Annotated in this window: 18 protein-coding genes; 7 read left to right on the top strand and 11 right to left on the bottom strand. The window is 34.4% G+C overall.

All coding sequences use genetic code 11. The features are described 5' to 3' along the window. Window positions 1-7 precede the first annotated feature (7 nt). Window positions 8-874, bottom strand: a complete 867-nt coding sequence (locus tag ACRASX_RS01025; protein WP_066309973.1) for a hydroxymethylglutaryl-CoA lyase — start codon at window positions 872-874, stop codon at window positions 8-10. Between the two features lie 199 nt (window positions 875-1,073). On the opposite strand from ACRASX_RS01025, the gene ACRASX_RS01030 reads away from it, so the two are divergent. Further along, complete coding sequence (locus ACRASX_RS01030; RefSeq protein ID WP_432222131.1) at window positions 1,074-1,685, top strand: SatD family protein; 612 nt, start codon at window positions 1,074-1,076, stop codon at window positions 1,683-1,685. Next, window positions 1,682-2,383 carry a DUF3307 domain-containing protein gene (locus tag ACRASX_RS01035; RefSeq protein ID WP_432222132.1) on the top strand — a complete coding sequence of 234 codons (702 nt, stop codon included), beginning with the start codon at window positions 1,682-1,684 and terminating at the stop codon, window positions 2,381-2,383. The genes ACRASX_RS01030 and ACRASX_RS01035 overlap by 4 nt, the downstream gene beginning before the upstream one ends. Here the strand turns inward: ACRASX_RS01035 and ACRASX_RS01040 are convergent. Next, window positions 2,375-3,397 carry a quinone-dependent dihydroorotate dehydrogenase gene (locus tag ACRASX_RS01040; protein WP_432222133.1) on the bottom strand — a complete coding sequence of 341 codons (1,023 nt, stop codon included), beginning with the start codon at window positions 3,395-3,397 and terminating at the stop codon, window positions 2,375-2,377. The two genes, ACRASX_RS01035 and ACRASX_RS01040, sit on opposite strands and share 9 nt — an antisense overlap. Before the next feature lie 331 nt (window positions 3,398-3,728). Here ACRASX_RS01040 and ACRASX_RS01045 point away from each other — a divergent pair, with 331 nt between their 5' ends. Both ACRASX_RS01045 and pepT read left to right on the top strand, forming a co-directional pair. Next, window positions 3,729-4,868, top strand: coding sequence for a formylglycine-generating enzyme family protein (locus tag ACRASX_RS01045; protein ID WP_432222134.1), 1,140 nt, complete (start codon window positions 3,729-3,731; stop codon window positions 4,866-4,868). A 119-nt stretch (window positions 4,869-4,987) separates the two neighbouring features. Further along, on the top strand, window positions 4,988-6,256 hold the full coding sequence (gene pepT / locus ACRASX_RS01050; RefSeq protein WP_432222135.1) for a peptidase T: 1,269 nt from the start codon (window positions 4,988-4,990) through the stop codon (window positions 6,254-6,256). A 76-nt stretch (window positions 6,257-6,332) separates the two neighbouring features. On the opposite strand, the gene ACRASX_RS01055 is transcribed toward pepT, so the two are convergent. The 6 genes from ACRASX_RS01055 to ACRASX_RS01080 form a co-directional block, all read right to left on the bottom strand. Further along, on the bottom strand, window positions 6,333-7,289 hold the full coding sequence (locus tag ACRASX_RS01055) for an aldo/keto reductase (protein WP_432222136.1): 957 nt from the start codon (window positions 7,287-7,289) through the stop codon (window positions 6,333-6,335). Window positions 7,290-7,602: 313 nt separating this feature from the next. Then, entirely contained in the window at window positions 7,603-11,043 is a 3,441-nt protein-coding gene (locus ACRASX_RS01060) for a DUF3427 domain-containing protein (RefSeq protein WP_432222137.1), read from the bottom strand. Next, window positions 11,036-11,431 carry a (deoxy)nucleoside triphosphate pyrophosphohydrolase gene (locus tag ACRASX_RS01065; RefSeq protein ID WP_432222138.1) on the bottom strand — a complete coding sequence of 132 codons (396 nt, stop codon included), beginning with the start codon at window positions 11,429-11,431 and terminating at the stop codon, window positions 11,036-11,038. Before ACRASX_RS01065 ends, ACRASX_RS01060 begins: the two co-directional genes overlap by 8 nt. A gap of 428 nt (window positions 11,432-11,859) precedes the next feature. Further along, a complete protein-coding gene (locus ACRASX_RS01070) occupies window positions 11,860-13,401 on the bottom strand; it encodes an acyl-CoA carboxylase subunit beta (protein ID WP_432222139.1) in 1,542 nt (513 codons plus the stop codon). Between the two features lie 59 nt (window positions 13,402-13,460). Continuing rightward, window positions 13,461-14,903: an acetyl-CoA carboxylase biotin carboxylase subunit gene (accC, locus tag ACRASX_RS01075; protein WP_432222140.1), complete on the bottom strand. Its 1,443-nt coding sequence runs from the start codon at window positions 14,901-14,903 to the stop codon at window positions 13,461-13,463. 28 nt (window positions 14,904-14,931) lie between these two features. Next, window positions 14,932-15,417, bottom strand: a complete 486-nt coding sequence (locus tag ACRASX_RS01080) for an acetyl-CoA carboxylase biotin carboxyl carrier protein subunit (RefSeq protein ID WP_432222141.1) — start codon at window positions 15,415-15,417, stop codon at window positions 14,932-14,934. 160 nt (window positions 15,418-15,577) lie between these two features. Between ACRASX_RS01080 and ACRASX_RS01085 the strand changes: the two genes are divergently transcribed. After that, window positions 15,578-16,090 carry a C40 family peptidase gene (locus ACRASX_RS01085; RefSeq protein ID WP_066310007.1) on the top strand — a complete coding sequence of 171 codons (513 nt, stop codon included), beginning with the start codon at window positions 15,578-15,580 and terminating at the stop codon, window positions 16,088-16,090. A 119-nt stretch (window positions 16,091-16,209) separates the two neighbouring features. Here the strand turns inward: ACRASX_RS01085 and ACRASX_RS01090 are convergent, their stop codons facing one another. Both ACRASX_RS01090 and ACRASX_RS01095 read right to left on the bottom strand, forming a co-directional pair. Beyond that, the gene (locus ACRASX_RS01090) at window positions 16,210-17,796 is read right to left on the bottom strand and encodes a L,D-transpeptidase family protein (protein ID WP_432222142.1); all 1,587 of its coding nucleotides are present in this window, start codon (window positions 17,794-17,796) and stop codon (window positions 16,210-16,212) included. A gap of 154 nt (window positions 17,797-17,950) precedes the next feature. Next, window positions 17,951-18,364, bottom strand: coding sequence for a DUF1573 domain-containing protein (locus ACRASX_RS01095; protein ID WP_066310009.1), 414 nt, complete (start codon window positions 18,362-18,364; stop codon window positions 17,951-17,953). Between the two features lie 162 nt (window positions 18,365-18,526). Between ACRASX_RS01095 and ACRASX_RS01100 the strand changes: the two genes are divergently transcribed. Both ACRASX_RS01100 and ACRASX_RS01105 read left to right on the top strand, forming a co-directional pair. Further along, complete coding sequence (locus ACRASX_RS01100; protein ID WP_432222143.1) at window positions 18,527-19,798, top strand: sensor histidine kinase; 1,272 nt, start codon at window positions 18,527-18,529, stop codon at window positions 19,796-19,798. Continuing rightward, window positions 19,785-20,468 carry a response regulator transcription factor gene (locus ACRASX_RS01105; protein ID WP_432222144.1) on the top strand — a complete coding sequence of 228 codons (684 nt, stop codon included), beginning with the start codon at window positions 19,785-19,787 and terminating at the stop codon, window positions 20,466-20,468. The genes ACRASX_RS01100 and ACRASX_RS01105 overlap by 14 nt, the downstream gene beginning before the upstream one ends. A gap of 3 nt (window positions 20,469-20,471) precedes the next feature. Here ACRASX_RS01105 and ACRASX_RS01110 read toward each other — a convergent pair whose 3' ends face one another. Then, on the bottom strand, window positions 20,472-22,664 hold the full coding sequence (locus tag ACRASX_RS01110) for a B12-binding domain-containing radical SAM protein (protein WP_432222145.1): 2,193 nt from the start codon (window positions 22,662-22,664) through the stop codon (window positions 20,472-20,474). Between the last annotated feature and the right edge of the window lie 274 nt (window positions 22,665-22,938).

Here is a 22,938-nt window from a genome sequence, read left to right on the forward strand (position 1 = left end):
TTGTATACTAATGAAATGCGCCGAATAGTTTTGATGCTTGGTTGTACGCACTCTCGAAACTTAATACATTGCAATTGGTAACTGCTTTGTTTGCTGTAAAGTACGAAATTAATTTTTCTGTAGGCATATTTCCTGTCAATTTATCGGTGGCCATTGGGCAACCACCAAAACCTTGTATCGCACCATCAAATCGATAACAACCTGCATTGTACGCGGCATTGACTTTTTCAAACCATGAAGTTGGAGTAGTATGCAAGTGTGCGCCAAACTCAATTTGGGAGTAATGCGGAATTAAATTCGAAAATAAATAATCAATAACTTCTGGAGTCGAACTACCAACGGTATCGGACAAAGAGAGAATTTTCACACCCATTTTTGAAAGTTTCTCGGTCCACTCTCCTACAATTTCCACGTTCCAAGGATCTCCGTACGGATTACCGAATCCCATTGATAAATAAGTCACCACTTCTTTATTGGTAGTATTCGCTATTTCTAGAATTTCTTGCAGCGTCACTAATGATTCTGCAATTGTTTTGTGTGTATTTCGCATCTGAAAATTTTCAGAAATAGAAAATGGAAAGCCTAAATATTGTATTGCTTGATGTGCTGAAGCTAGTTCTGCACCTTTGGTATTGGCGATGATAGCGAGTAATTTACTGGTCGTTTGAGACAAATCTAATTGTTCTAAAACGGCAGCGGTATCTTGCATTTGTGGTATCGCTTTAGGCGAAACAAAACTACCAAAATCAATTGTATCAAAACCAACTCGTAACAATGATTGAATATAAGAAACCTTATTCTTAGTCGGAATTAAGGTTTTGATGCCTTGCATAGCATCTCGTGGACATTCTATAATTTTGACTTGTTTACTCAAAGCAATGGGTTTGTACGGGCTAAGTTAGTCTGTTTTTTTCGGAATAAAAAAAAATAATAGAACACGTTTAAAATTACGTATTACCGTAATAGTCTCAAAAATTACACAAAAAGGTAATAGTTAAAACTATTACTTATTATTGTAATATATTTTATAAAAAGTAAGACCAATACTATTTTATTTTTAATTATATTTGAATATGACAAGTGTACTAACAGGAGATATTATTAATTCAAGAAATTCTGAGTCAGCGATTTGGACAAAAGATTTGAAACAATTACTGAATCAATTTGGTCAAAGTCCAGAAAACTGGGAGTTGTATCGTGGTGATGAATTTCAACTTGAAATTCAAAATCCCGAAGATGCTTTTATCACCGCCATTTTAATAAAAGCACATCTTAAAACAATAAAACTCGACGCAAGAATCGGAATTGGGTTAGGCGCAAAAACCTATGCTGCCAAAAAAATAACCGAAAGTAACGGCAGTGCTTTCATCCATTCGGGAGCTATTTTTGAAACCTTAAAAAAAGAAAAAACAACACTAGCACTTGAAAGTGACGCGCTTGATTTTGATGTAAATCTAAATTTAAAAATACGATTGGCGCTCACTTTCGTGGACAGTTGGTTGGTGCAAGCTGCTGAATTTATAGTTCTTGCCATTCAAAATCCAACCCTTTCACAAGAAGAAATTGGTCAAAAATTAGGCATCAATCAAGCGGCTGTAAGTAGAAGACGAAAACGAGCGAATTACGATTTAATTCTAGAGTTAGATTCTTATTTTCGAAACCAACTCAAACAACTTTCTAGATGATCATCCTTATAAAATTACTACTAGCGCATTTATTAGGCGATTTTATTCTACAGCCTAATTCTTGGGTAGCCCATAAAGAGCTTAAAAAAGAGAAAAGTATTTATCTCTACTTTCATGTGGCTATTCATGGTGTTTTGGCTTGGATCTTTATAGGAAATGCCAATTTTGCAGGATTTGCACTTTTACTAATGATCGTACACGGTTTTATAGATTACGTAAAGTTGTATTTTCAGAAAACAAAAACTCGACGCATTTGGTTTATCACAGATCAATTGGCTCATGTTCTTTCTATAATGGGTATTGCATTACTTTACGAAAAGAAACCTTTGGCATTCAACGGTTTTATCGATGAATTTTGGATTATAATTACTGCTATCCTGCTATTGACGAAACCCACTTCGATTTGCATTAAAAATATAATTTCGATTTGGACACCCGAAAACAAAAACAACAAAGATCATTCTTTGGCCAATGCCGGAAACTCAATCGGAATTTTAGAACGTTTGTTTGTACTTTGTTTTATTCTCACCGGACATTTTGAAGCCATCGGATTTTTACTAGCCGCGAAATCAATATTTAGATTTGGAGATTTGAAAGAAGCAAAAGACCGAAAATTAACTGAATACGTTTTGATTGGTACCTTGTTAAGTTTCGGTATTGCTTTAGTAGTAGGTTTGGCCGCACAGCATTTAATTTAAACGCTCTAAAATTTTCTTGTTTATTTTTTTAATTAAAGAAGGACCTTCGTAAATAAATCCGGTATACAATTGTATTAAAGATGCACCAGCATCCAGTTTTTCAAGTGCATCTTGGGCAGAATGAATCCCTCCTACTCCAATAATAGGAAATGCTTTGTTGCTTTTTTCAGAAAGAAAACGAATTACTTCAGTAGAACGTTTGCCCAAAGGCAACCCCGACATTCCTCCTACTTCTATTTTATTGTCGGATTGCAGTCCTTCGCGAGAAATCGTAGTGTTGGTGGCAATAACGCCGGCAATTTGCGTTGTTTTTATGATATCGATAATATCTAACAATTGATCGTCTGTTAAATCTGGCGCTATTTTTAATAAAATAGGTTTCGGATTAATGTGTGTTAAATTTCTATTTTGCAAAGTTTGCAACAACTCTGTCAACGGTTCTTTATCTTGTAAAGCTCTTAGGTTTGGTGTATTGGGAGAACTTACATTTACTACAAAATAATCAACGTGATCAAACAAGGCATCAAAGCAAATAATATAATCGTCTGCCGCATTCTCATTTGGCGTGATTTTATTTTTACCAATGTTTCCGCCAATTAAAGTTCCTTTGTTTTTCTTTAAACGCTCGATTGCTTCAATCACTCCGCCATTATTAAATCCCATTCGGTTAATAATCGCTTCATCTTCTTTTAAACGAAACAATCTTTTCTTCGGATTTCCTTCTTGTCCAACTGGAGTAACGGTTCCGATTTCGATGAAGCCAAAACCAAAATCTGCTAATTCTTTGTACAACTTCGCATCTTTGTCAAAACCTGCCGCCAATCCAACTGGATTTTCAAATTTAATTCCGAACACTTCTCTTTCTAAACGCTGGTCTTTTACCTTAAAATTAGATCTCATAATAGCTGAAAATCCAGGAATTTTAGAAAAGAATTTCACCATCGAAAAAGTAAAATAATGCACTTCCTCAGGGTCAAAACGAAAAAGAATAGGGCGAATAAGTAATTTGTACATGAAGTAATTTTTTTATGACCGCAAATTTAAGAATTCTCCCCATAATTTACTCACATAAAAATAGAATTAAAAAAAGCACACAAATTAGGTTTAATTTGAGATAAAAAAATAATTAATTTAAAGGTAAATTACCGAAATCGAGTGCTATCAAACAAAATGTCATTCCTTTTTTACAACACAATAAGTCTTCAAATAAATTAATTCTAGGTAAAATATCAATTAAATGATTTTACAATGTAAACAGAAGTAGCTTTTTTAAAGATTTTACAAATGAGCCTCTCTTGTATTTTTATTATATTTGGGAGCTACTTAATGACAACAAATCACTTTCATGAATAAAAATAAACCAAAAACATTTTGGATCGCTGCAATTACGACCGTGGTAATTATTGGCGCAGCCTTTGGTTACACTAAAATCAACGAAAAAAACAGAATCAATGCTACCGAAGCTTGTCTTGAAGTTCCAAATGCGAATGCCGTTTCTCCGTTTGAAGCAACGCTTGAAAACAAAGACAATAAGCCATTAAAACCTACAAAAGGAATGGTTTGGATTCCGGGTGGCGAATTTTCGATGGGTAGCGATGTTGCCGACGAAAGTTTATGCAGCATAAAAGGAGTAACTAGTGATGCCACACCGATTCATCGCGTTTATGTCGATGGCTATTGGATGGATGACAAAGAGGTGACTAACAAGGAATTTGCTGCTTTCGTAAAAGCTACTGGATACGTAACCTATGCTGAAAAAAAACCAACAGTCGAGGAATTCCCTGGAGTTCCTCTGGAAAATTTATTAACAGGATCTGTTGTATTTGCACCCACTAAAACACCAGTAGAACTTAATAACTTCTTGCAGTGGTGGAGTTTTGTTGTGAAGGCCGATTGGAGACATCCGACGGGTCCAGAAAGTTCTATTACGGGAAAAGACGATTATCCTGTAGTTCAAATTGCCTACGATGATGCTGCTGCTTATGCAAAATGGGCAGGCAAACGCTTACCTACAGAAGCAGAATGGGAATTTGCAGCACGTGGCGGGAAAACGGGTAATTTGTATGCATGGGGAAATACGCTGAAAGTAAATGGAAAATTTCAGGCCAATATTTACGAAGGAACTTTTCCTGTTGAGGGCGGTGATACTGGCGAAGATGGCTTTGCAGGTATCGCACCAACAGCACAGTATAAACCGAATGGCTACGGCTTATACGACATGAGTGGGAATGTTTGGGAATGGGTTGCCGATTGGTACGATCGCGACTATTATCACAAATTAGCTGCGGAAAATAAAGTAACACGCAATCCGCAAGGACCGATACAATATAGTGATCCTACTGACCCACTGGTGCCAAAGAGAGTGCATCGTGGTGGTTCATTTTTGTGTACCGATCAATATTGTACCCGCTATATGGTAGGAACAAGAGGAAAGGGAGAAGCAAATTCGCCTACGAATCATGTTGGCTTTAGATGCGTAAAATAATACCGAAAGTCTCAGTAACAACTGAGGCTTTTTTTTGCAGCTAAGTCTTCCTGCTCATCTGAAGTTTTTGCTTTTCTAGCCCTGCAAAAAATACCTATATTTGTATAAAACATAAAATTATGCAACATATAATAGATCGATTTATCAGTTACGTAAAAATTGATACCGAATCTGATCCAAATTCACAAACTACACCAAGTACAGAGAAACAATGGAATCTAGCTAACAAATTAGTCGAAGAGCTAAAAGCAATAGGTTTAGACGAGGTTACTATCGATGATAAAGCATACATCATGGCAACTTTACCTAGTAATGTGACGCATGATGTACCTACAATTGGCTTTGTCTCTCACTTTGATACTTCCCCTGATTTTTCGGGTGCAAATGTAAATCCGCAAATTATTAGGAATTACGACGGAAAAGATATTGTACTGAACAAAGAGAAAAACATCATCTTATCACCAAGTTATTTTAAAGATCTTTTGCAATACAAAGGACAAACTTTAATTACAACCGATGGAACGACGCTATTGGGAGCTGATGACAAAGCAGGAATTACAGAGATTGTTTCTGCAATGGAATATTTAATACAAAACCCAGAGATCAAGCACGGAAAAATTAGAATTGGGTTTACTCCTGATGAAGAAATTGGTCGTGGCGCGCATCATTTTGATGTGGCTAAATTTGGAGCAGAATGGGCTTACACTATGGATGGAAGTCAGATTGGGGAGTTAGAATATGAAAACTTTAATGCTGCTGGAGCAAAAATCACATTTAAAGGAAAAAGCGTTCATCCTGGTTATGCCAAAGGAAAAATGATCAATTCAATGTTGATTGCTACCGAATTTATTAATGAATTGCCTAAAGGAGAAACACCCGAAGAAACCAAAGGGTACGAAGGCTTTTTTCACGTGCATCACATTACCGGAACTTTAGAGGAAACCGTTGTGGAACTAATTATTAGAGATCACCACAAGAAAAAATTCGAAAAGCGCAAAAAATTAGTTGAGAAAATTGTCAAAAAAATTAATAAAAAGTTTGCAAAGAAATTTGGAGAAGATATCGTAATTGCAGAAATCAAAGACCAATATTACAATATGAAGGAAAAGGTAACGCCTGTGAAACATATTGTAGATATTGCCGAAAATGCAATGAAAGCTTTAAATATCAAACCACTAATTAAACCAATTCGTGGCGGTACTGATGGTTCGCAATTGTCTTATATGGGTTTACCTTGCCCGAATATCTTTGCTGGCGGACATAATTTTCATGGGAAATACGAGTACGTTCCTGCAGAGAGCATGGTAAAAGCAATGGAAGTTATTGTTAAAATTGCAGAATTAACAGCCTTACCAAACTTCGGTTTAGAAGAAAAATCTAAAAAATAAAAACATGTGTTCATGTAAAAAGTCCTATTTAAAACAATTAAATAGGACTTTTTTTATATATCAATACTGGTAATTATTACTTTAATATGCTCGCTATCAACTGCAATTCTTCTGTAGAAAAAGCAGTGTTTTTTAAACTATCAATATTATCGTTTAATTGGCCCACAGAACTTGCTCCAATTAAAACCGAAGTCACTCGCTTGTCCTTAAGCAACCACGCCAACGCCATTTGTGCTAACGATTGATTTCTGCTTTTTGCAATTTCATTAAGTTGAACAATTTTCTGAATTCGCTCGGGAGTCAGCTCATTTTCTTGTAAATGTCCGTTTGGATTGTGTGCTCGGGAATCTTCTGGAATTCCTTTTAAGTATTTATTCGTTAACAGTCCCTGTGCCAATGGTGAAAAGGCAATACAGCCAACTCCATTTTCTCCTAAAACATCCAACAAACCTTCTTCGGGCTCTCGAACAAACATCGAATACTTGACTTGATGAATCAAGCAAGGCGTTCCTAGTTCTTTTAAAATCGCCACTGCTTTTTGCGTTTGTTCTGGATCGTAATTAGAAATTCCTGCATACAATGCTTTTCCGCTTCGAACAGCAGAATCTAAAGCGCCCATTGTTTCTTCTAGCGGTGTTTCGGGATCAAAACGATGCGAGTAAAAAACATCCACATAATCAAGCTGCATACGCTTTAAACTCTGATCTAAACTAGACAATAAATATTTACGCGAACCCCAATCTCCATAAGGTCCATCCCACATGGTATAGCCCGCTTTGGTCGAAATAACAATTTGATCGCGACGGTCTCCTTGAAAATTATTCTTCAGTATTTTTCCAAAATTAGTCTCTGCAGAACCTGGAACCGGTCCATAATTATTGGCTAAGTCGAAATGTGTAATTCCTTTGTCGAAAGCTTCGTTTACAATTCGTTCGCCATTTTCAAAAACATCTACAGAACCGAAATTATGCCACAATCCTAAAGAAATTTCAGGCAATAGCAAACCGCTTTTTCCACATCTATTGTATTTCATTGTATAAATTTAAAGTATAAAAAATAGGAAACACGAATTTCACGAATTTATGTGGATTAATTGCTGTAAAATATCATTCTTTTTTTGATGTTCAACAATGATCGAACCAATTATAAAAGACTTTTAAGTCAAGCATGAATAATTTCGTTTTTTAGTCCAATGCTTGCTACTAATAAAAAATTTAAAGTGACTATTTATTTTGCAGACTAAGTAAAGTTATGACACGCAGAATTATTTTTAAAAGAATCAGCTGAATTTAAATATTAGTTTAAGGTACTTACTTTTTTTAATTACAATTTCCTTAACAGAGTAACTATTTAATAATTGAAACAAACTCCCCGACAATTCTCATTTCTGAACCATTTTCTTCATTTATAACAATACTTTGGTAAGAATCATCAAACGAATTTGGTCTCAAAATAATTGAAGCATGCTCCCAACCTTCGTCAGAAACATTTTTTTCACTTGAATATGTTTTAATGGTAAATGCCGAATTGAAATCTTGGTCCTGAATATCGATATTTTCTATCAAAACGATTTTCCCATTTCTACTGCCTCCATTATAAGGTTTAAATAAACAAATTGAACCATTTGGAATTACTCTGTTCATTGAATCACCAATAATTTTACAAGCAAAATAATCGGTATTTATATTGCTTTTTTCAGGCCCCTCAATTAAAGTAAATTCCTTCTCAGATTGAATCTCACTAAATGTACCAGCTGCGGCATAAAAATCATAAAGGGGAATTGCATTTTTCAATATTGGTTCGAAATCAATAATTCCTTGAATAGGAATAATTTCATTCATCTTTTTCGTCCTATTATCTTTAACAGTACCTTTTTGTTCTAGATAGGTATACATTGAGGCAGAAACTGGATTTACTAAATTGAATCTAATTTTCACAACTGAAACCTGTTTACCGCTATCATTTTTCATTGTGGTTTGCTCAACCTGATCCAATTTAGGGCTTACTTCTCCCATATAATAGAAGTCCATTCCTTCATCATTATTTTTTTTGATAAATAATGGTAATCTAATCGCTCCTTTTTTACCTAGAATCGATTGAACATCGTTACTTTCAATTTTTCTATTGGATTTTGACATCCAATTAAATTCTTTATTGTTTACAAACTCATCTTCATATTTAGTAGATTCAGATATATCATCTTCTTTGTGATAGTTTACAAAAATTGGACAATGTGAATTATTAGGACTTACTAAATAACCGCCCACATTTTGAGCGACAGGATTCTCCTCGACATTTAAAATTCTAAATACATCTTTACGAGAGTATTTTCTATAAAGCACGAATCCATTTTGCCAATGGTCTTGGTCAAATAACTGGTCAAATTCATAAATGGAATATTCTGTAGAATCAATTAAATAATTTTTAAAGACATCCTTTTTTAAAGAGGAAAGAAAGGTATTTGAAAAATGTAGCTTTTCATTTTCAATTTTCAAAATATCCAAATTATAAATTTCCTTTGGCGAAACCATTTTGCCATCTTTTTTTTCTCTATTAAACTCGAAATTTAAATTAGAAACACAAGATTTAATAGTTTCGTCAGATACTGTATAATGATATTTATTTAAAATAGTTTCTTTTAGATTTTTTATCGAAAGTGTACCAAATTCAATTAATAATTTGATAATTAAGCACTCTTCAGCCCTTTTAGAGTTATTTATTTCAATAGCAAATAGCTCTAAAAGTTTAATCTCTTCTTTAGATAATTCTGACTTATAATCCTTCTCAACTTTAACAATGAAATTATAATACGAATTTGCATAATTTACATACAAATAAGGATCTCTAGAACCATGTTCTATAAAATCCATCATCATTGGAGTTCTTCCTAACTTGAATTTCAACAAGTTGTAGTCTTTTTTTAAATCAGTCAACAATTGCATATTTGCAGAATCAATAGACTGAAATATTTTTTCTTTGGTGATTTCGTCAAAATTAATAGTTGATGAACCAGGTATCATTCTACTACCTTCAGTAATTAATTTTCGTAAAGAGTCTTTATTGTAGGACGTATCGCCATACAAAGCAATAGGAATTAAATAATTATTTTCATAGTTTCCAATAAAATCTATTACGGTAACATAACTTTTACCATCAACTTTTCTTAAACCGCGACCTAATTGTTGAATGAAAACAATTGCTGATTCTGTTGGTCTAAGCATGATAATCTGATTGATTTTCGGAATATCAATCCCCTCATTAAAAATATCAACAGTAAAAATGTAATCGAGCTTTTCTTTTAAATTATCTGATTCTAATTTCTCAATTGATCTTACTCTTTCTTCTTCAGAGCTATCACCTGTCAAGGCAATTGTTTTATATCCTTTCAAGTTTAATAAAACAGAAAGCTCAATCGCTTCTTTTTTTCTTGAACAAAATATTAAACCTCTCGTTATCCCGTTATCACTTCCATAGAAATTTGATTGTTCAATTATTCGATCAACTCTTTCATTTGAAACTAATAAGTTAAAATCTGTCTTATTATGAACAGCATCATTATCTATTAATAAATCAGTTACTCCGTAATAATGAAATGGACTAAGCATTCCTTCTTCCATTGCTCTGTTCAATCTGATTTCGTAAGCAATATTGTGGTCAAATAATTGAAATATATCGGTTCCATCTGTTCTTTCAGGAGTAGCGGTCATTCCTAAAAGAAACTTAGGTTCAAAATAATCAATCAATCGCAGATAGGAATCTGCTCCAGATCTATGAGTTTCATCAATGATTATATAATCAAAATGGTCTTTTGAAAAATTTTCTAAATGACTGGACTTTGAAATAGTTTGTATGGTTGAAAATATAAAGTCACATTCTAATTCTCTTTTATCTCCAGAGTACAAACCCATCGTTTTATTATTTCCAAAAATGTTTCGAAATGTTTTTAATGAATCTTTTGCAATAGTTAATCTATGAACTACAAATAATAACTTTTGAGGATTAAAAGCCTTTGCATCGAAAGCCGACAAATATGTTTTTCCCGTACCAGTTGCTGAAATGATTAGAGCTTTATTCTTTTTATCTTCCCGTAGATCACTTAAATTCCCCAATGCTTCTATTTGCATTGCATTTGGAGTTATTACAATTTCAGAATCTACTAAAGCGTTTAAGCTATTATTCTTATTTAGAAGAAACTGCTTTTTATAGATTTCCTCGTATGATAAAATATATTCTGGCGTTACTGAAGTTGCTTTCTCAAAATCAGATCGAAATTCATTAAGTACTTTTTCAACAAGTCCACTTTCAACTAATGCAGATACTTTAATATTCCATTCTTTGTTCGTTGACAAAGCCTGAGATGTTAGATTACTACTACCAACAATTAAATTGTAATGTTCTTTATTCTTAAATATATATCCTTTTGCATGCGCATTTCCTTTAGTGGCAATTCTTAAATTTATATTTTTGAATTGAGACAATCTTTTCAATGCTTCAGGTTGTGTGAAATTTAAATATTGAGAAACTAAAATTTCTCCTTTTATTTCACGATTCTCTAACTCTTTAAGTTTGTTAATTATTGTAGCAACTCCGCTTGTAGTAACAAATGCAACTGAAATATAAAACTGATTGCAGTATTCAAGTTCATGAAGTATAGATGAGAGAACTTTTTTGGGTGGATTTTTTTGATTAACAAGTAACTCAGGCTGATAAGCTATATTTGATAAAATATTTTTATCTACATAGCCAGTTTGCAAACTTGAATTGAAAATTTCAGTTAATTTATCCATTCATTATTAATTTATTTACTATCGGAATATCAGCAGCAGCCCAATCAAGTTTTTTAAGTTCATGCAGCGTTAACCATTCTTGTGCTATATGCTCATTAAGTGTGAGCTTTTGTGTTTCCACTTGGCAAATATAACTGTGCATTGTCAATTCAAAATCAGGATACTCATGTACAACAGTTAAAAATAAGGACTTGATGTCTGTCGTAATATTTAACTCTTCCAATAACTCCCGTTTTAAAGCTTCTATTTTAGTTTCGCCTTGTTCAATTTTCCCTCCCGGAAATTCAAATTTTTCCGATATATAATTGAGTTTATTTTGAGGTCTTTGGACACATAAAATTTTATTCTCACAATATATGATGGCCGCAACTACTTCAACTTTTTTCATACTTACTTTATATTTTACTTTTAATTCGATAGTTTAAAAATGAAGATATTCTTTCCTAAAAAAAGAATTATCGTTCATTGCAAATATATCTTTTTTTAAACAATATGCACCATCAGTCGGTAGTTCCCTCCTCTCACAATGGTAATAAGCCTCCTTCCACAGGAACTGATCCTGTTCCAAAAGAATGATACAAAGACCTTTTTTTTATTTCATAAAAGAAAATCAACGAAGTAAAAAACTTCTAACAAAAAAAGCTTCGATGACAAGAAAATATTTATGCTACAAGAAAAATGATGTAGAGTAAATTTTTTCGGATCTTGAGGTAATGCAGTAAATTTTTCAAAAAAAACAGCTAAAATAGCAGCAAAAAATAAAGCGTCTTGAAAACTTTACAACATAAAAAAACCACCAAAAAGGTGGTTTAATTTTTATAAGGGAATATTGCCGTGTTTTCGTTTTGGTAAAACGCTTTCTTTATTTTCGAGCATCGCAAAGCCTTTGAGTAATTTTCGTCTAGTATCTTGCGGTAAAATAACCTCATCGACAAAACCACGTTGCGCTGCAGTATACGGATTGGCAAACAAATTGGCGTATTCTGTTTCTTTTTCTGCTAATTTTTCAGCTGGATTTTCGGCTTCTTGAATTTCTTTTTTAAAGATAATTTCGCTTGCGCCTTTGGCTCCCATAACGGCAATTTCGGCACTTGGCCATGCAAAATTCATGTCGGCTCCAATGTGCTTAGAATTCATCACATCGTACGCACCACCATAGGCCTTTCTTGTAATAACTGTAATTCTAGGTACTGTCGCCTCGCTTAAAGCGTACAATAATTTGGCTCCGTGCACGATAATTCCGTTCCATTCTTGATCTGTTCCAGGTAAAAATCCGGGTACATCGACCAAAACCAAAAGCGGAATATTAAAGCAATCGCAAAAGCGTGTAAAGCGTGCTGCTTTTTTAGAGCTGTTTACATCCAAAACTCCCGCTAAATACAACGGTTGGTTTGCAATAATTCCGATACTCCTTCCACCTAAACGAGCAAAACCAACAATAATGTTTTCGGCATAATTTTTATGAATTTCAAAAAAGGAATCCTCGTCGATAATTCCTGTAATTACCGCATGCATATCATACGGTTTATTGGGACTATCTGGAATAATGGTATCTAACGCTTCTCGAATTTCATCGTGTAAAGTGTACGAAAGCTTTTGCGCCGTTTCGCGATTGTTTTGTGGCAAATAGCTCAAGAGTTTCTTTAAATCTTCCAAACATTCAACATCGTTGGCCGAGGTGCAATGCGCCACTCCCGATTTGGTTGAATGTGTGCTTGCTCCTCCTAACTCCTCAGAAGTTACGGTTTCGTTAGTCACTGTTTTAACCACATTCGGTCCGGTAACAAACATATAACTTGTTCCTTCGACCATCATGGTAAAATCGGTCATGGCTGGCGAATACACCGCACCACCGGCACAAGGCCCCATAATGGCCGAAATTTGAGGAATCACTCCGCTCGACTGTACATTTCGGAAAAAGATGTCAGCGTAACCTCCAAGAGAGCGAACTCCTTCTTGAATTCGAGCACCTCCTGAATCGTTTAAACCAATCATTGGCGCTCCCATTTTGACCGCCATATCCATTACCTTACAGATTTTCTCTGCATGCGTTTCCGACAATGCTCCTCCAAAAACCGTGAAATCTTGGGCAAAAAGATATACCAATCTTCCATTAATGGTTCCGTAACCTGTAATTACACCATCTCCATAATAGAGCTCCTTTTCCATTCCGAAATCAGTAGTTCGGTGCGTAACCAGCATTCCGATTTCTTCAAAAGAACCTTCATCCAATAAATAATGCACTCTTTCGCGAGCCGTTAATTTTTTCTTTTCGTGCTGTTTTTCGATTCTTTTTAAACCGCCGCCAAGTTGCGCTAGTTCAATTTTATCGTTTAATATTTTTATTTTCGATTTCATTAGATTTCATTTAGATGTAGCAAAAATTCTTCTCTGGTCCGTACGAATTGCCAGCAATTTTAAATTTTAGGCAAGCGAAGTGTTTTTTGATCTTTTAAATACTGTTGCAATGCAATTAGTGCGGCAACTTCAGCTTCTTGCTTTTGTTGCGCATGAATAATTTTGGCACTAAAATATTTCTTTACAAAATGCGTGTCAAAATTTCCCGACTGAAAAGCTTGGTGTTGCATTACAAAAGCACCAAAAGGTAAAGTGGTCTGAATTCCTTTGACCTCGTACTTAGCGATTGCTTCGATCATTAACTGAATCGCTTCTTCTCTATTTTTTCCGTACGTTATTAATTTTGCTAACATCGGATCGTAATAAATCGGAATATCCATTCCTTCTTCATAGCCATTATCTACCCGAATTCCTTCGCCTACAGGCAATTGATATTTTTCTAAATTTCCCACACTTGGTAAAAAATCATTCAAAGGATCTTCGGCATAAATTCGCAGCTCCACGGCATGTCCTTTTATGTGTAAATCTTCTTGTTTAACTTTTAAAACTTCTCCTCGAGCAATTTGTATTTGCATCTCGACCAAGTCTAAGCCCGTAATTAATTCGGTTACTGGATGCTCGACTTGCAAACGGGTATTCATTTCTAAGAAATAAAAATTTAAATTTTCATCCAATAAAAACTCGACTGTTCCAGCTCCTAAATAAGCACAAGATTTGGCCACTAATACCGCAGCTTCTCCCATTTTTTCTCGAAGTTCTGGAGTTAAAACAGACGAAGGAGCTTCTTCCACTACTTTTTGATGTCGTCTTTGAATGCTGCATTCTCGTTCAAAAAGATGAATAATATTTCCATGAGCATCGGCCATAACTTGAATTTCGATATGGCGAGGCGAGCTCACATATTTTTCTATAAAAACCGATCCGTCACCAAATGCAGAAGTTGCCTCGCCTATCGCGCGATTCATCTGAAACTCAAAATCAGCTTCGCTCTCGACTACTCGCATTCCTTTTCCACCGCCACCTGCAGCTGCTTTTATCAAAATTGGAAATCCTATTTCTGCTGCTATTATCTTTGCTTTCTCGACATCTGTAATCGCTTCATCTACTCCGGGAACCATTGGAATATCATATTCTTTTACAGCATCTTTGGCTGCTAGTTTATTGCCCATCATTCTGATGGCTTTGGATTTTGGTCCGATAAAAATAATATTATTTGCTTCGCATTTTTCGGCAAAATCAGCGTTTTCACTTAAAAATCCATATCCGGGATGAATCGCATCAACTTGTAAATTTTTGGCAACCTCAATAATTTTGTCTCCCAATAAATACGATTGATTAGAAGGCGCTTCACCCACGCAAACAGCTTCATCTGCCATTTTTACGTGCGGTGCATTTCTATCTGCTTTAGAAAAAATAGCAACCGTTTTGATTCCCATTTTTTTTGCAGTCTTCATTACTCGAATCGCAATTTCTCCTCGATTAGCAACTAATATTTTTTTCATATTTTATAAATGCTTCAAAAACTTATTTTTATTCAAACTCCACCAACAACTGACCTTTATCTACCGTATCTCCCTTGTTTACCGAAATACTTTTGATGATTCCATCTCGTGGAGATAAAAAATTATTCTCCATTTTCATTGCTTCCAAAATCAATAAACTTTCATTTTCCTTAACCGTCTGACCAACAGACACACTAATTTCTAAAATTAATCCTGGCATAGGCGCTTTGATAGCGTTTACTTGTTTGGTCGCTCCTACTTCAAAACCCATGGCTTTTATCAAGGCATCTAACGCATCGGTCAATACTACATCGTACACGGTCCCGTTTACTTGCACCGAATATTTTTTTTGATTGAAATTTGAACTTAAAATTTCGGTATGATAAGAAGCATTTTGATGCAAAACATGGGATGTAATGCTACTAACAGCGACAACATCAAAATCTTTAATGGCCTTTGAATCAATACGAAAATCGAAAGAACCATTAACAGTAGCGTGGTAATTTGTACTCATTTTTACGGTTTTAGACGGGTAAAAATAAGGAAAAAGAAATCGTTTTCGTAAAATATATTAAAAACTTCGTCGCTCTTATTAGAGTTTAAAACGTAAAAATAAAAAATGTTATCTTTAAAAATTTAATTCAACCAAGCACCTTTACTTTAGCTTACCAAATATGAAAACAACTCTTTATTCGTCTTTATTACTAGTCTTTATTATTACCGCTTGCTCCTTCAAAAAAAAGGAAATCGCCAAAAGTAGTGTTGCTTTTGAAAATATTGAATCGTTAAGTAAGCGAGACTCCATTATAAATTACGCCAAAAATTACTTGAACGCGCCCTATTTGTATGCCGGTAATTCGCCCAAAACTGGCTTTGATTGTTCTGGTTTTGTGAGTTTTGTTTTCAATCATTTCGAAGTTAATTTACCTCGAAGTTCTAGCGGCTACAAGAATTTAGGTAAACCATTGAATGAAAAAGATTTTAAAGTTGGAGATGTCTTGGTTTTTTACGGATATCAAGACCGAAATATTGTCGGGCATTTGGGTATTATTTGTAAAGCAGATGGTATGCAATCGGAGTTTATACATGCGTCGTCAGGAAAAGCACAATCCGTTACGATAAGCTCGTTAGGATCTGACCATTACACGAAACGATTTTATAAATGTATTGATGTGTTAGAATTGTAATTAAATTAAAAGTAATGTCAAGCTGATTCAGCATCTGTTTTACTAAAAACTAACAACTCATATTAAAAAAGCCTTGGGTCACTCCAAGGCTTTTTAGTTTAACTAATTAAGAGTATTATTTACTTTTCTTCATTGTACAACAATTTGGCCAAGCGATCGTCTCTATCGTAGACATCTTTGTAGAAATTCATTTGCCCCTCTTTGTCAACCCACGCCGTAAAATAACCAATATAAACTGGAATTTTCTTTTGGAGTGTGTACCATTTTTCTTTACCAGCATGCATGGCTTTATCAATTTTTTCTGGTGTCCATTTTGAATCGTTTCTCATTAATTCAATTGCGAGTTCTCTCGGTTTTTGAACACGAACGCAACCGTGACTGAACGCTCTTTTTTCTCTATCGAACAAACTTTTTGAAGGTGTGTCGTGTAAATAAATATTGTTTGAATTTGGAAATAAAAACTTCACTAGACCCAACGAATTATTGCGACCTGGCAATTGGCGAACTTGTCCATTATTCCACTCTAAATTTTTCTTAGCTAAATAATTTTTATCGCGCTCCATTCCTGGTTTGATCTCACTTTTCACAATGCTTTGAGGAATATTCCAATATGGACTAAAAACAATATACTGCATCATTCCGCTAAAAATAACGGTTTGGGTCATTGCCTTTCCGACCACCACAGACGATGAAAAAGCAATTTTTCCGTCACGTATCAAGTAGAGTTTAAATTCAGGAATGTTAACTTCTAGGTATTCTTTGTCTTTTTCTAAATTCGGGTCGATCCATCGACAGCGTTCCATATTTACAATAATTGTCTTAATTCTGTCCGCAACAGGAACATTCATTTCGGCAATATGTTGCGGTAAAATAGTGTTTTTAGCTGCATTACCATGGTGAATTTGATAGTCTTTTACTGCGGCAATTAATATTGAATCGCAAACAGCGCTTTGCGTATTTTCTTTTAATTCTCCAGTAGTAAACAATCGTTCTCTAATTTGTGCAATTGCTTCGGAGGAATCGCCTACTTTAAAACTTTTAAAACCCTCGTTTACTTCGATACTTTTCCAACCGCCGCTTGCTTCAATTTTCTTGTATTTATGCAATACATCTCGCAATTTATAATATTGGCTAAACATTTTGTTCTTATCGTCAAATTGTACCGTTTTTTGTTTAAAAATGGAATCTGAAAAACTCGTATAATTTAACTTTTTTCGAGGCAATAGCCATTCCAACGAAGTGGTGGTTTTACTATCAACACCGCTGTATACTTTTTGTCCATAGTAAAAATATAAATTGCTTATTAACAAATCGGTACTTGCTTTGGTTAGTCTGTCTTTGCTTGCCCGTTCAAAAATAGCCGTCAACGAATCGTTATACGGAAAATCTTTGGGCAAGCCTTCACTCTCAATATCTCGGTATTTATTAAATAAAGTATTCCCGAATTCGACAATTCCTTTATTATCCAACCACAATTGTTTCGAACCTTGCGTTTTGTATAAATGCTGTACCTCTTTTTGAAAAGTACTTAATTTGGGGTAGGCTTGATAAAATCTAGAAACCGTGCTGCTGTCAACAATAATTTGCAACTCCGCAACTTCGGCCTTAGCGGGCTTTGTTAAAATTATTTTATCTTTTTTTGAGTTGCCACATGAAAGTGTACAAGCAATAAAAGACAGAAGTATAAATTTGTAATGTAGTTTCATGAAATGATTTTTAATAAAAATAGCGCGTTTTCTTGACAATTGGTCTTTTACTGCAAGAAATTGTAGTTCCACTGAATCTAAATTAACTACGGCGCATAAAAAAACTCTAAACACATTACATGTTTAGAGTTTTTATTATCTCGTAAAATTCACATTAGATTACTATTCCTTTTAAAGTTAGCACTTTAGGTGTAGCTTCTGCACTTGTAGTTACTGTAACTGTTTTTGTGAAACCACCTTTACTTGCAGCATTATAAATTGCCGTAATTTTGGCTGATTTACCGGGTAAAATAGGCTCTTTTGTATAATCTGTAGCGGTACAACCACAAGATCCTTTTACATTTGTAATTACCACTGCTTTAGTACCTGTATTTTTAAACTCATAAACAATTGCTTTTGGCGTTCCTTGCGGAATTTGACCTACGTCTACTGTTTCAGCTTTCCATACAATAGTATTGTTTACAGCTTCTTTTTTTGTTTCAGAAACTAAGGACTGTACTGGCTCGATTGCCGAAAAAGACATTAATCCTAAGGCCAAAGCCAACATCGAAATTTTAATTATTTTCATAGTAAGTTATATTAAGGTTGATCGTTTGTTAATAATACTCCAAAAATAATTCAATACCTTTTGGTTCTATGTTAAGCGGTTTCAAATGTTTGTTAACGACTTGTTAACGGCTATTTCTAATTTAAATTTTACCTATATTTCAATCCATAAATCGCAATTCTCTTGAAAGTAAATAAACTCAATAGCATCATTTTATTAGGCCTTATAGCTATTATCGGCATATTGGCCGCACAATTGCTGTGGACAAAAGAGGCTTTTACATTGGAACAAAAAAAGCTGAGTCAAAAAACGCATATTGCTTTGCTTGAAGTTGCCAAAAAATTATACCAAGGCTCCAGTAATGAACTTCCAGTGCAAAATCCAGTGCAAAAAATTGCCAACGATTATTATGTGGTGAATGTAGAAAATGATTTTGAACCTGATGTTTTAGAATACTATTTGAAAACGGAGTTTAAGAAAATAAACATTACAACAGATTTTGAATTTGCCATGTACAATTGCCAAAGTGATGAAATGGTTTATGGAAAACAAATTGCGTTATCTGATAAAGAAAATTCAAAACAAGCAGCGTACTTTCCTAAACAGAAAAATTTGGTATATTATTTTGCCGTTCGTTTTCCTAATGAGACAAGTTATTTAGTGAGTTCCATGCGTTTCTGGCTCGTGCTTTCTCTAGCCTTAATACTAATTTTACTTATTTATGTCTACTCTATTTTTACACTTTTACAGCAAAAAAAATACTCTGAATTACAGCGGGATTTCGTCAATAATATGACCCATGAATTTAAAACGCCATTGTCTTCTATTTTAATTGCGTCCAAATATTTAATCGATCAAAAACTAATTAAAGACAACAAAAAATTACATACATACACAGACATCATAATTCAGCAAAGCACTAAATTAAACAGTCATGTCGAAAAATTTTTAAGCATTGCCAAAAACGATCATACGCCTTTAGCGTTGCAATTGGAACACGTTTTTGTAGTTGCACTTATAGAAGAAACAATTGCAAATATTCGTTTAAAATATCCAGAAACTACCCTCACTATCGAGAGTGATTCATCAAGGTATGAGATAGAAACTGATGCGTTTCACCTTACCAATTTAGTCTATAATTTACTCGATAATGCGGTTAAATATTGTGTCGACAAACCTGAAATTATAATTCGTATTGCCGCTGTCAATAAATTTTTAAAAATAGAATTCATTGATAACGGAATCGGTATTTCGCCCCAATATATTTCTTATATATTTGATAAATTTTATCAAGTCAAAAATGAAAAAAGTAACGAAGTGAATGGTTTTGGACTCGGTTTATACTATGTAAAGGAAATTTGTACGATTCAAAATTGGAAAATTTCTGCCCGTAATAATGCTACAAAAGGCATCACAATCACACTATCCATTCCTTATAAAAATGAAAAAAAGTAAAATTTTATATACCGAAGATGACGAAACGTTAGCCTTCTTGACTAAAGATAATTTAGAACAGAGCGGTTATCAGGTAACGCATTGTCCCAACGGAATAATAGGTTTAGAAACCTTTCATAAAGAAGTTTTTGACATTTGCATCTTTGACATTATGATGCCAAAAATGGATGGATTTGAGTTGGCTACCGCAATTAGAAAGAACAACTCCGACATTCCAATAATTTTTCTTTCGGCAAAAACTTTAAAAGAAGATCGCATCAAAGGTTTGCGCTTGGGTGCTGATGATTACCTCGTAAAACCGTTTAGCATAGAAGAACTATTACTTAAAATTGAAATATTTTTAAAGCGTTCAACTAAAAATCACATCGTTGAACCGTCTCTGTATGAAATAGGACGCTACTACTTTGACACCAAAAACTTAATTCTTTTTAATGAAACCGAAAAAGTGAGCTTGACTCAGCGTGAAGCTGAACTGCTGCAATTTTTTCTAAACAATAAGAATAGTGTTTTAAAAAGAGAACAAATTCTAACTTCAATTTGGGGCGACGACGATTATTTTATGGGTCGAAGTTTGGATGTTTTTATTTCGCGACTGCGTAAAATTTTAAGCAGCGAGAAAGAAATTTCGATCGAAAACCTACACGGAATTGGATTTCGTTTTAATATTTAAAAATTACAATTGCAGTAATCCGTATTCTTTCAGAGTTAGAATTGGTTTTGAAAACCAGAACAATTCAAAATCTTCTAAGTCCAATTCAAATTCGGTTTTGATTTGCTGAAAAGTCAATTGCTTGTCATTGTATACCGAAATTTTATGCAATAACGCAACTAACCATTCGCCTTCATTTTTATTGGTTTGAATCGTAAAGGCTTCCTTTTTATCGTGAAAAGTCAAGCTCATCATTTCCCATGAATTTCCTTTTTTTGATTTTGTAAACGATGAAATCTCAGGCTTTCCACCCAACCAAACTATTTTTGCATTGGGTTTTGTATTAAAGTTATTGTCTTCGTTTAAGGCATTCTCTATAAAGTCATGCGGAATTTTGGTTTTGGGAATTTTAAAATCAAACCAATCTTGCAATTCATAATCAAAACAAATTCCGTGCATGAAATTAAATAGTGATTTCTTTAATCCGAAGCTGAATTTATCATGATCAATTCCGGTTTTATCAATAAAGTTGACATCATTATTAGCAAACGTTCCTATAATTTCTGTTTCTTTTTCCACTCCAAATTTTTCTGGATGCATCCCAATCGGACTGTGCGCAGTCATGGCAAACTGATGCCAAAAGCCCGATTGTAAAATTCCTGCTTCAAATAGTTGGCGCACCATTTCGAGGCTATCCACGGTTTCTTGCACGGTTTGCGTTGGATATCCGTACATTAAATAGGTGTGAACCATAATTCCCGCTTCAGTAAAATTGCTCGTTACGCGTGCCACTTGTTCTACTGTTACTCCTTTATCAATCAATTTCAGTAAACGATCTGAAGCCACTTCTAAACCACCAGAAACTGCGATGCAGCCAGAGGCTTTAAGCAACACACACAAATCTTTACTAAAGCTTTTCTCAAAACGAATGTTTGTCCACCAGGTCACCGAGAGTTTTCTTCGAATAATTTCTAAAGCTAAAGCACGCATCAACGCTGGTGGCGCCGCTTCATCGACATAATGAAAACCATTTTGACCTGTCTTTTCCATCATTTCTTCCATGCGATCGCACAGCAAATTGGCAGCAATGGGTTCGTAAATTTTTACATAATCTAACGAAATATCACAAAAAGTACACTTTCCCCAATAGCATCCATGCGCCATAGTTAACTTATTCCAACGGCCGTCGCTCCACATGCGGTGCATTGGATTGACAATTTCGATAACCGAAATGTATTTATCTAGAAATAAATCGGTGTAATCTGGCGTACCGACTTGAGATTGTCGGTAATCAGATCGTGCCGAATTATTTTTGTAAACTACTTTACCCTCTTCTAAAACAAAAGTTCTTTTTAACGGCATATCAGCTTCTCCCGATGCCACCGCTTCAATCAGTAATTCGACTGGCAATTCTCCATCATCCAAAGTAATAAAATCAAAGAATTCGAAAACTCGAGCGTCTGATAACGAGCGTAATTCGGTATTTGGAAAACCACCGCCCATCGTAATTTTAATTTCAGGATGATTTTGTTTTACCCATTGTGCCGATCGAAAAGCACTGTACAAATTTCCCGGAAAGGGAACTGAAATTAAAAATAAAGTCGGTTCAATGGTCTCGATTCGCTCTTTTAAAATAGCAATTAAAATTTCATCAACGTAAGTTAACGGCTGCTGTAGACTTTCGTACAATTCATCAAATGAGTTGGCGCTTCTTCCCAAACGTTCGGCATAGCGACTAAAACCAAAATTCTCATCAATACATTCTACAATAAAATCAGAGATATCTTCAAGATATAAAGTGGCTAAATGTTTGGCTTTATCTTGCGTTCCCATGCTTCCAAAGGCCCAATCTAATTCTTCTAATTGTGCAAATCGTGACGCTTCTGGCAAATAATCTTCTTGACAAATCTGCAAGGCTAAAGTTGGATTTTTACCTTGTAAAAACTGAATCACAGCATCGATCGTTTTAATGTACTCCTCTTGCAGTGCAAAAATACGTTTGGAATTGTCTGAAACCGCACTATCGATAATCGCATTCTCAAATAAATCGCTCATTCCTTTCTTTGAAAATAACGCCAAAATAACCTCAATACCCAAATCGGCTTGCACTGACCCAATACGTAGCGTATTTAAAAAACCTTTAATGTAAGCGGTCGCTGGATAGGGCGTGTTCAATTGCGTAAAAGGCGGCGTGATGATAAATATGTTGCTTTTCAAGAGGAATAATTTTGAGCAAAAATACGGGTTATTTGGAACGTTTTATCACATTTAACGAATAAAAACAAATCTTAACAATGCAACTTATTTATTTTAAAACTTATTTATTTTAAGAAAGTAAAAAAGCATGCGAAGTTCAATTTTTGCAACAGTTGCAACCTTTTTTTTATCAAAATCAATTTGCTAATTCGGTAATAGTATGGCTTGTAACTTTAAATACTTGTGCCTATTATTTTTAGTTTGATTTAAATAAATCAAAAAATTATAATATATT

The sequence above is a fragment of the Flavobacterium sp. TMP13 genome (genome assembly GCF_050847115.1).
Classification (GTDB): Bacteria; Bacteroidota; Bacteroidia; order Flavobacteriales; family Flavobacteriaceae; genus Flavobacterium.

What these genes read in the sequence shown, in the direction of transcription:
- ACRASX_RS01030 (WP_432222131.1), top strand. Translation starts at nt 1,074, where the DNA reads ATGACAAGTGTACTAACAGGAGATATTATTAATTCAAGAAATTCTGAG.
- ACRASX_RS01035 (WP_432222132.1), top strand. Translation starts at nt 1,682, where the DNA reads ATGATCATCCTTATAAAATTACTACTAGCGCATTTATTAGGCGATTTT.
- ACRASX_RS01040 (WP_432222133.1), bottom strand. Translation starts at nt 3,397, where the DNA reads ATGTACAAATTACTTATTCGCCCTATTCTTTTTCGTTTTGACCCTGAG.
- ACRASX_RS01045 (WP_432222134.1), top strand. Translation starts at nt 3,729, where the DNA reads ATGAATAAAAATAAACCAAAAACATTTTGGATCGCTGCAATTACGACC.
- pepT (WP_432222135.1), top strand. Translation starts at nt 4,988, where the DNA reads ATGCAACATATAATAGATCGATTTATCAGTTACGTAAAAATTGATACC.
- ACRASX_RS01055 (WP_432222136.1), bottom strand. Translation starts at nt 7,289, where the DNA reads ATGAAATACAATAGATGTGGAAAAAGCGGTTTGCTATTGCCTGAAATT.
- ACRASX_RS01060 (WP_432222137.1), bottom strand. Translation starts at nt 11,043, where the DNA reads ATGGATAAATTAACTGAAATTTTCAATTCAAGTTTGCAAACTGGCTAT.
- ACRASX_RS01065 (WP_432222138.1), bottom strand. Translation starts at nt 11,431, where the DNA reads ATGAAAAAAGTTGAAGTAGTTGCGGCCATCATATATTGTGAGAATAAA.
- ACRASX_RS01070 (WP_432222139.1), bottom strand. Translation starts at nt 13,401, where the DNA reads ATGAAATCGAAAATAAAAATATTAAACGATAAAATTGAACTAGCGCAA.
- accC (WP_432222140.1), bottom strand. Translation starts at nt 14,903, where the DNA reads ATGAAAAAAATATTAGTTGCTAATCGAGGAGAAATTGCGATTCGAGTA.
- ACRASX_RS01080 (WP_432222141.1), bottom strand. Translation starts at nt 15,417, where the DNA reads ATGAGTACAAATTACCACGCTACTGTTAATGGTTCTTTCGATTTTCGT.
- ACRASX_RS01085 (WP_066310007.1), top strand. Translation starts at nt 15,578, where the DNA reads ATGAAAACAACTCTTTATTCGTCTTTATTACTAGTCTTTATTATTACC.
- ACRASX_RS01090 (WP_432222142.1), bottom strand. Translation starts at nt 17,796, where the DNA reads ATGAAACTACATTACAAATTTATACTTCTGTCTTTTATTGCTTGTACA.
- ACRASX_RS01095 (WP_066310009.1), bottom strand. Translation starts at nt 18,364, where the DNA reads ATGAAAATAATTAAAATTTCGATGTTGGCTTTGGCCTTAGGATTAATG.
- ACRASX_RS01105 (WP_432222144.1), top strand. Translation starts at nt 19,785, where the DNA reads ATGAAAAAAAGTAAAATTTTATATACCGAAGATGACGAAACGTTAGCC.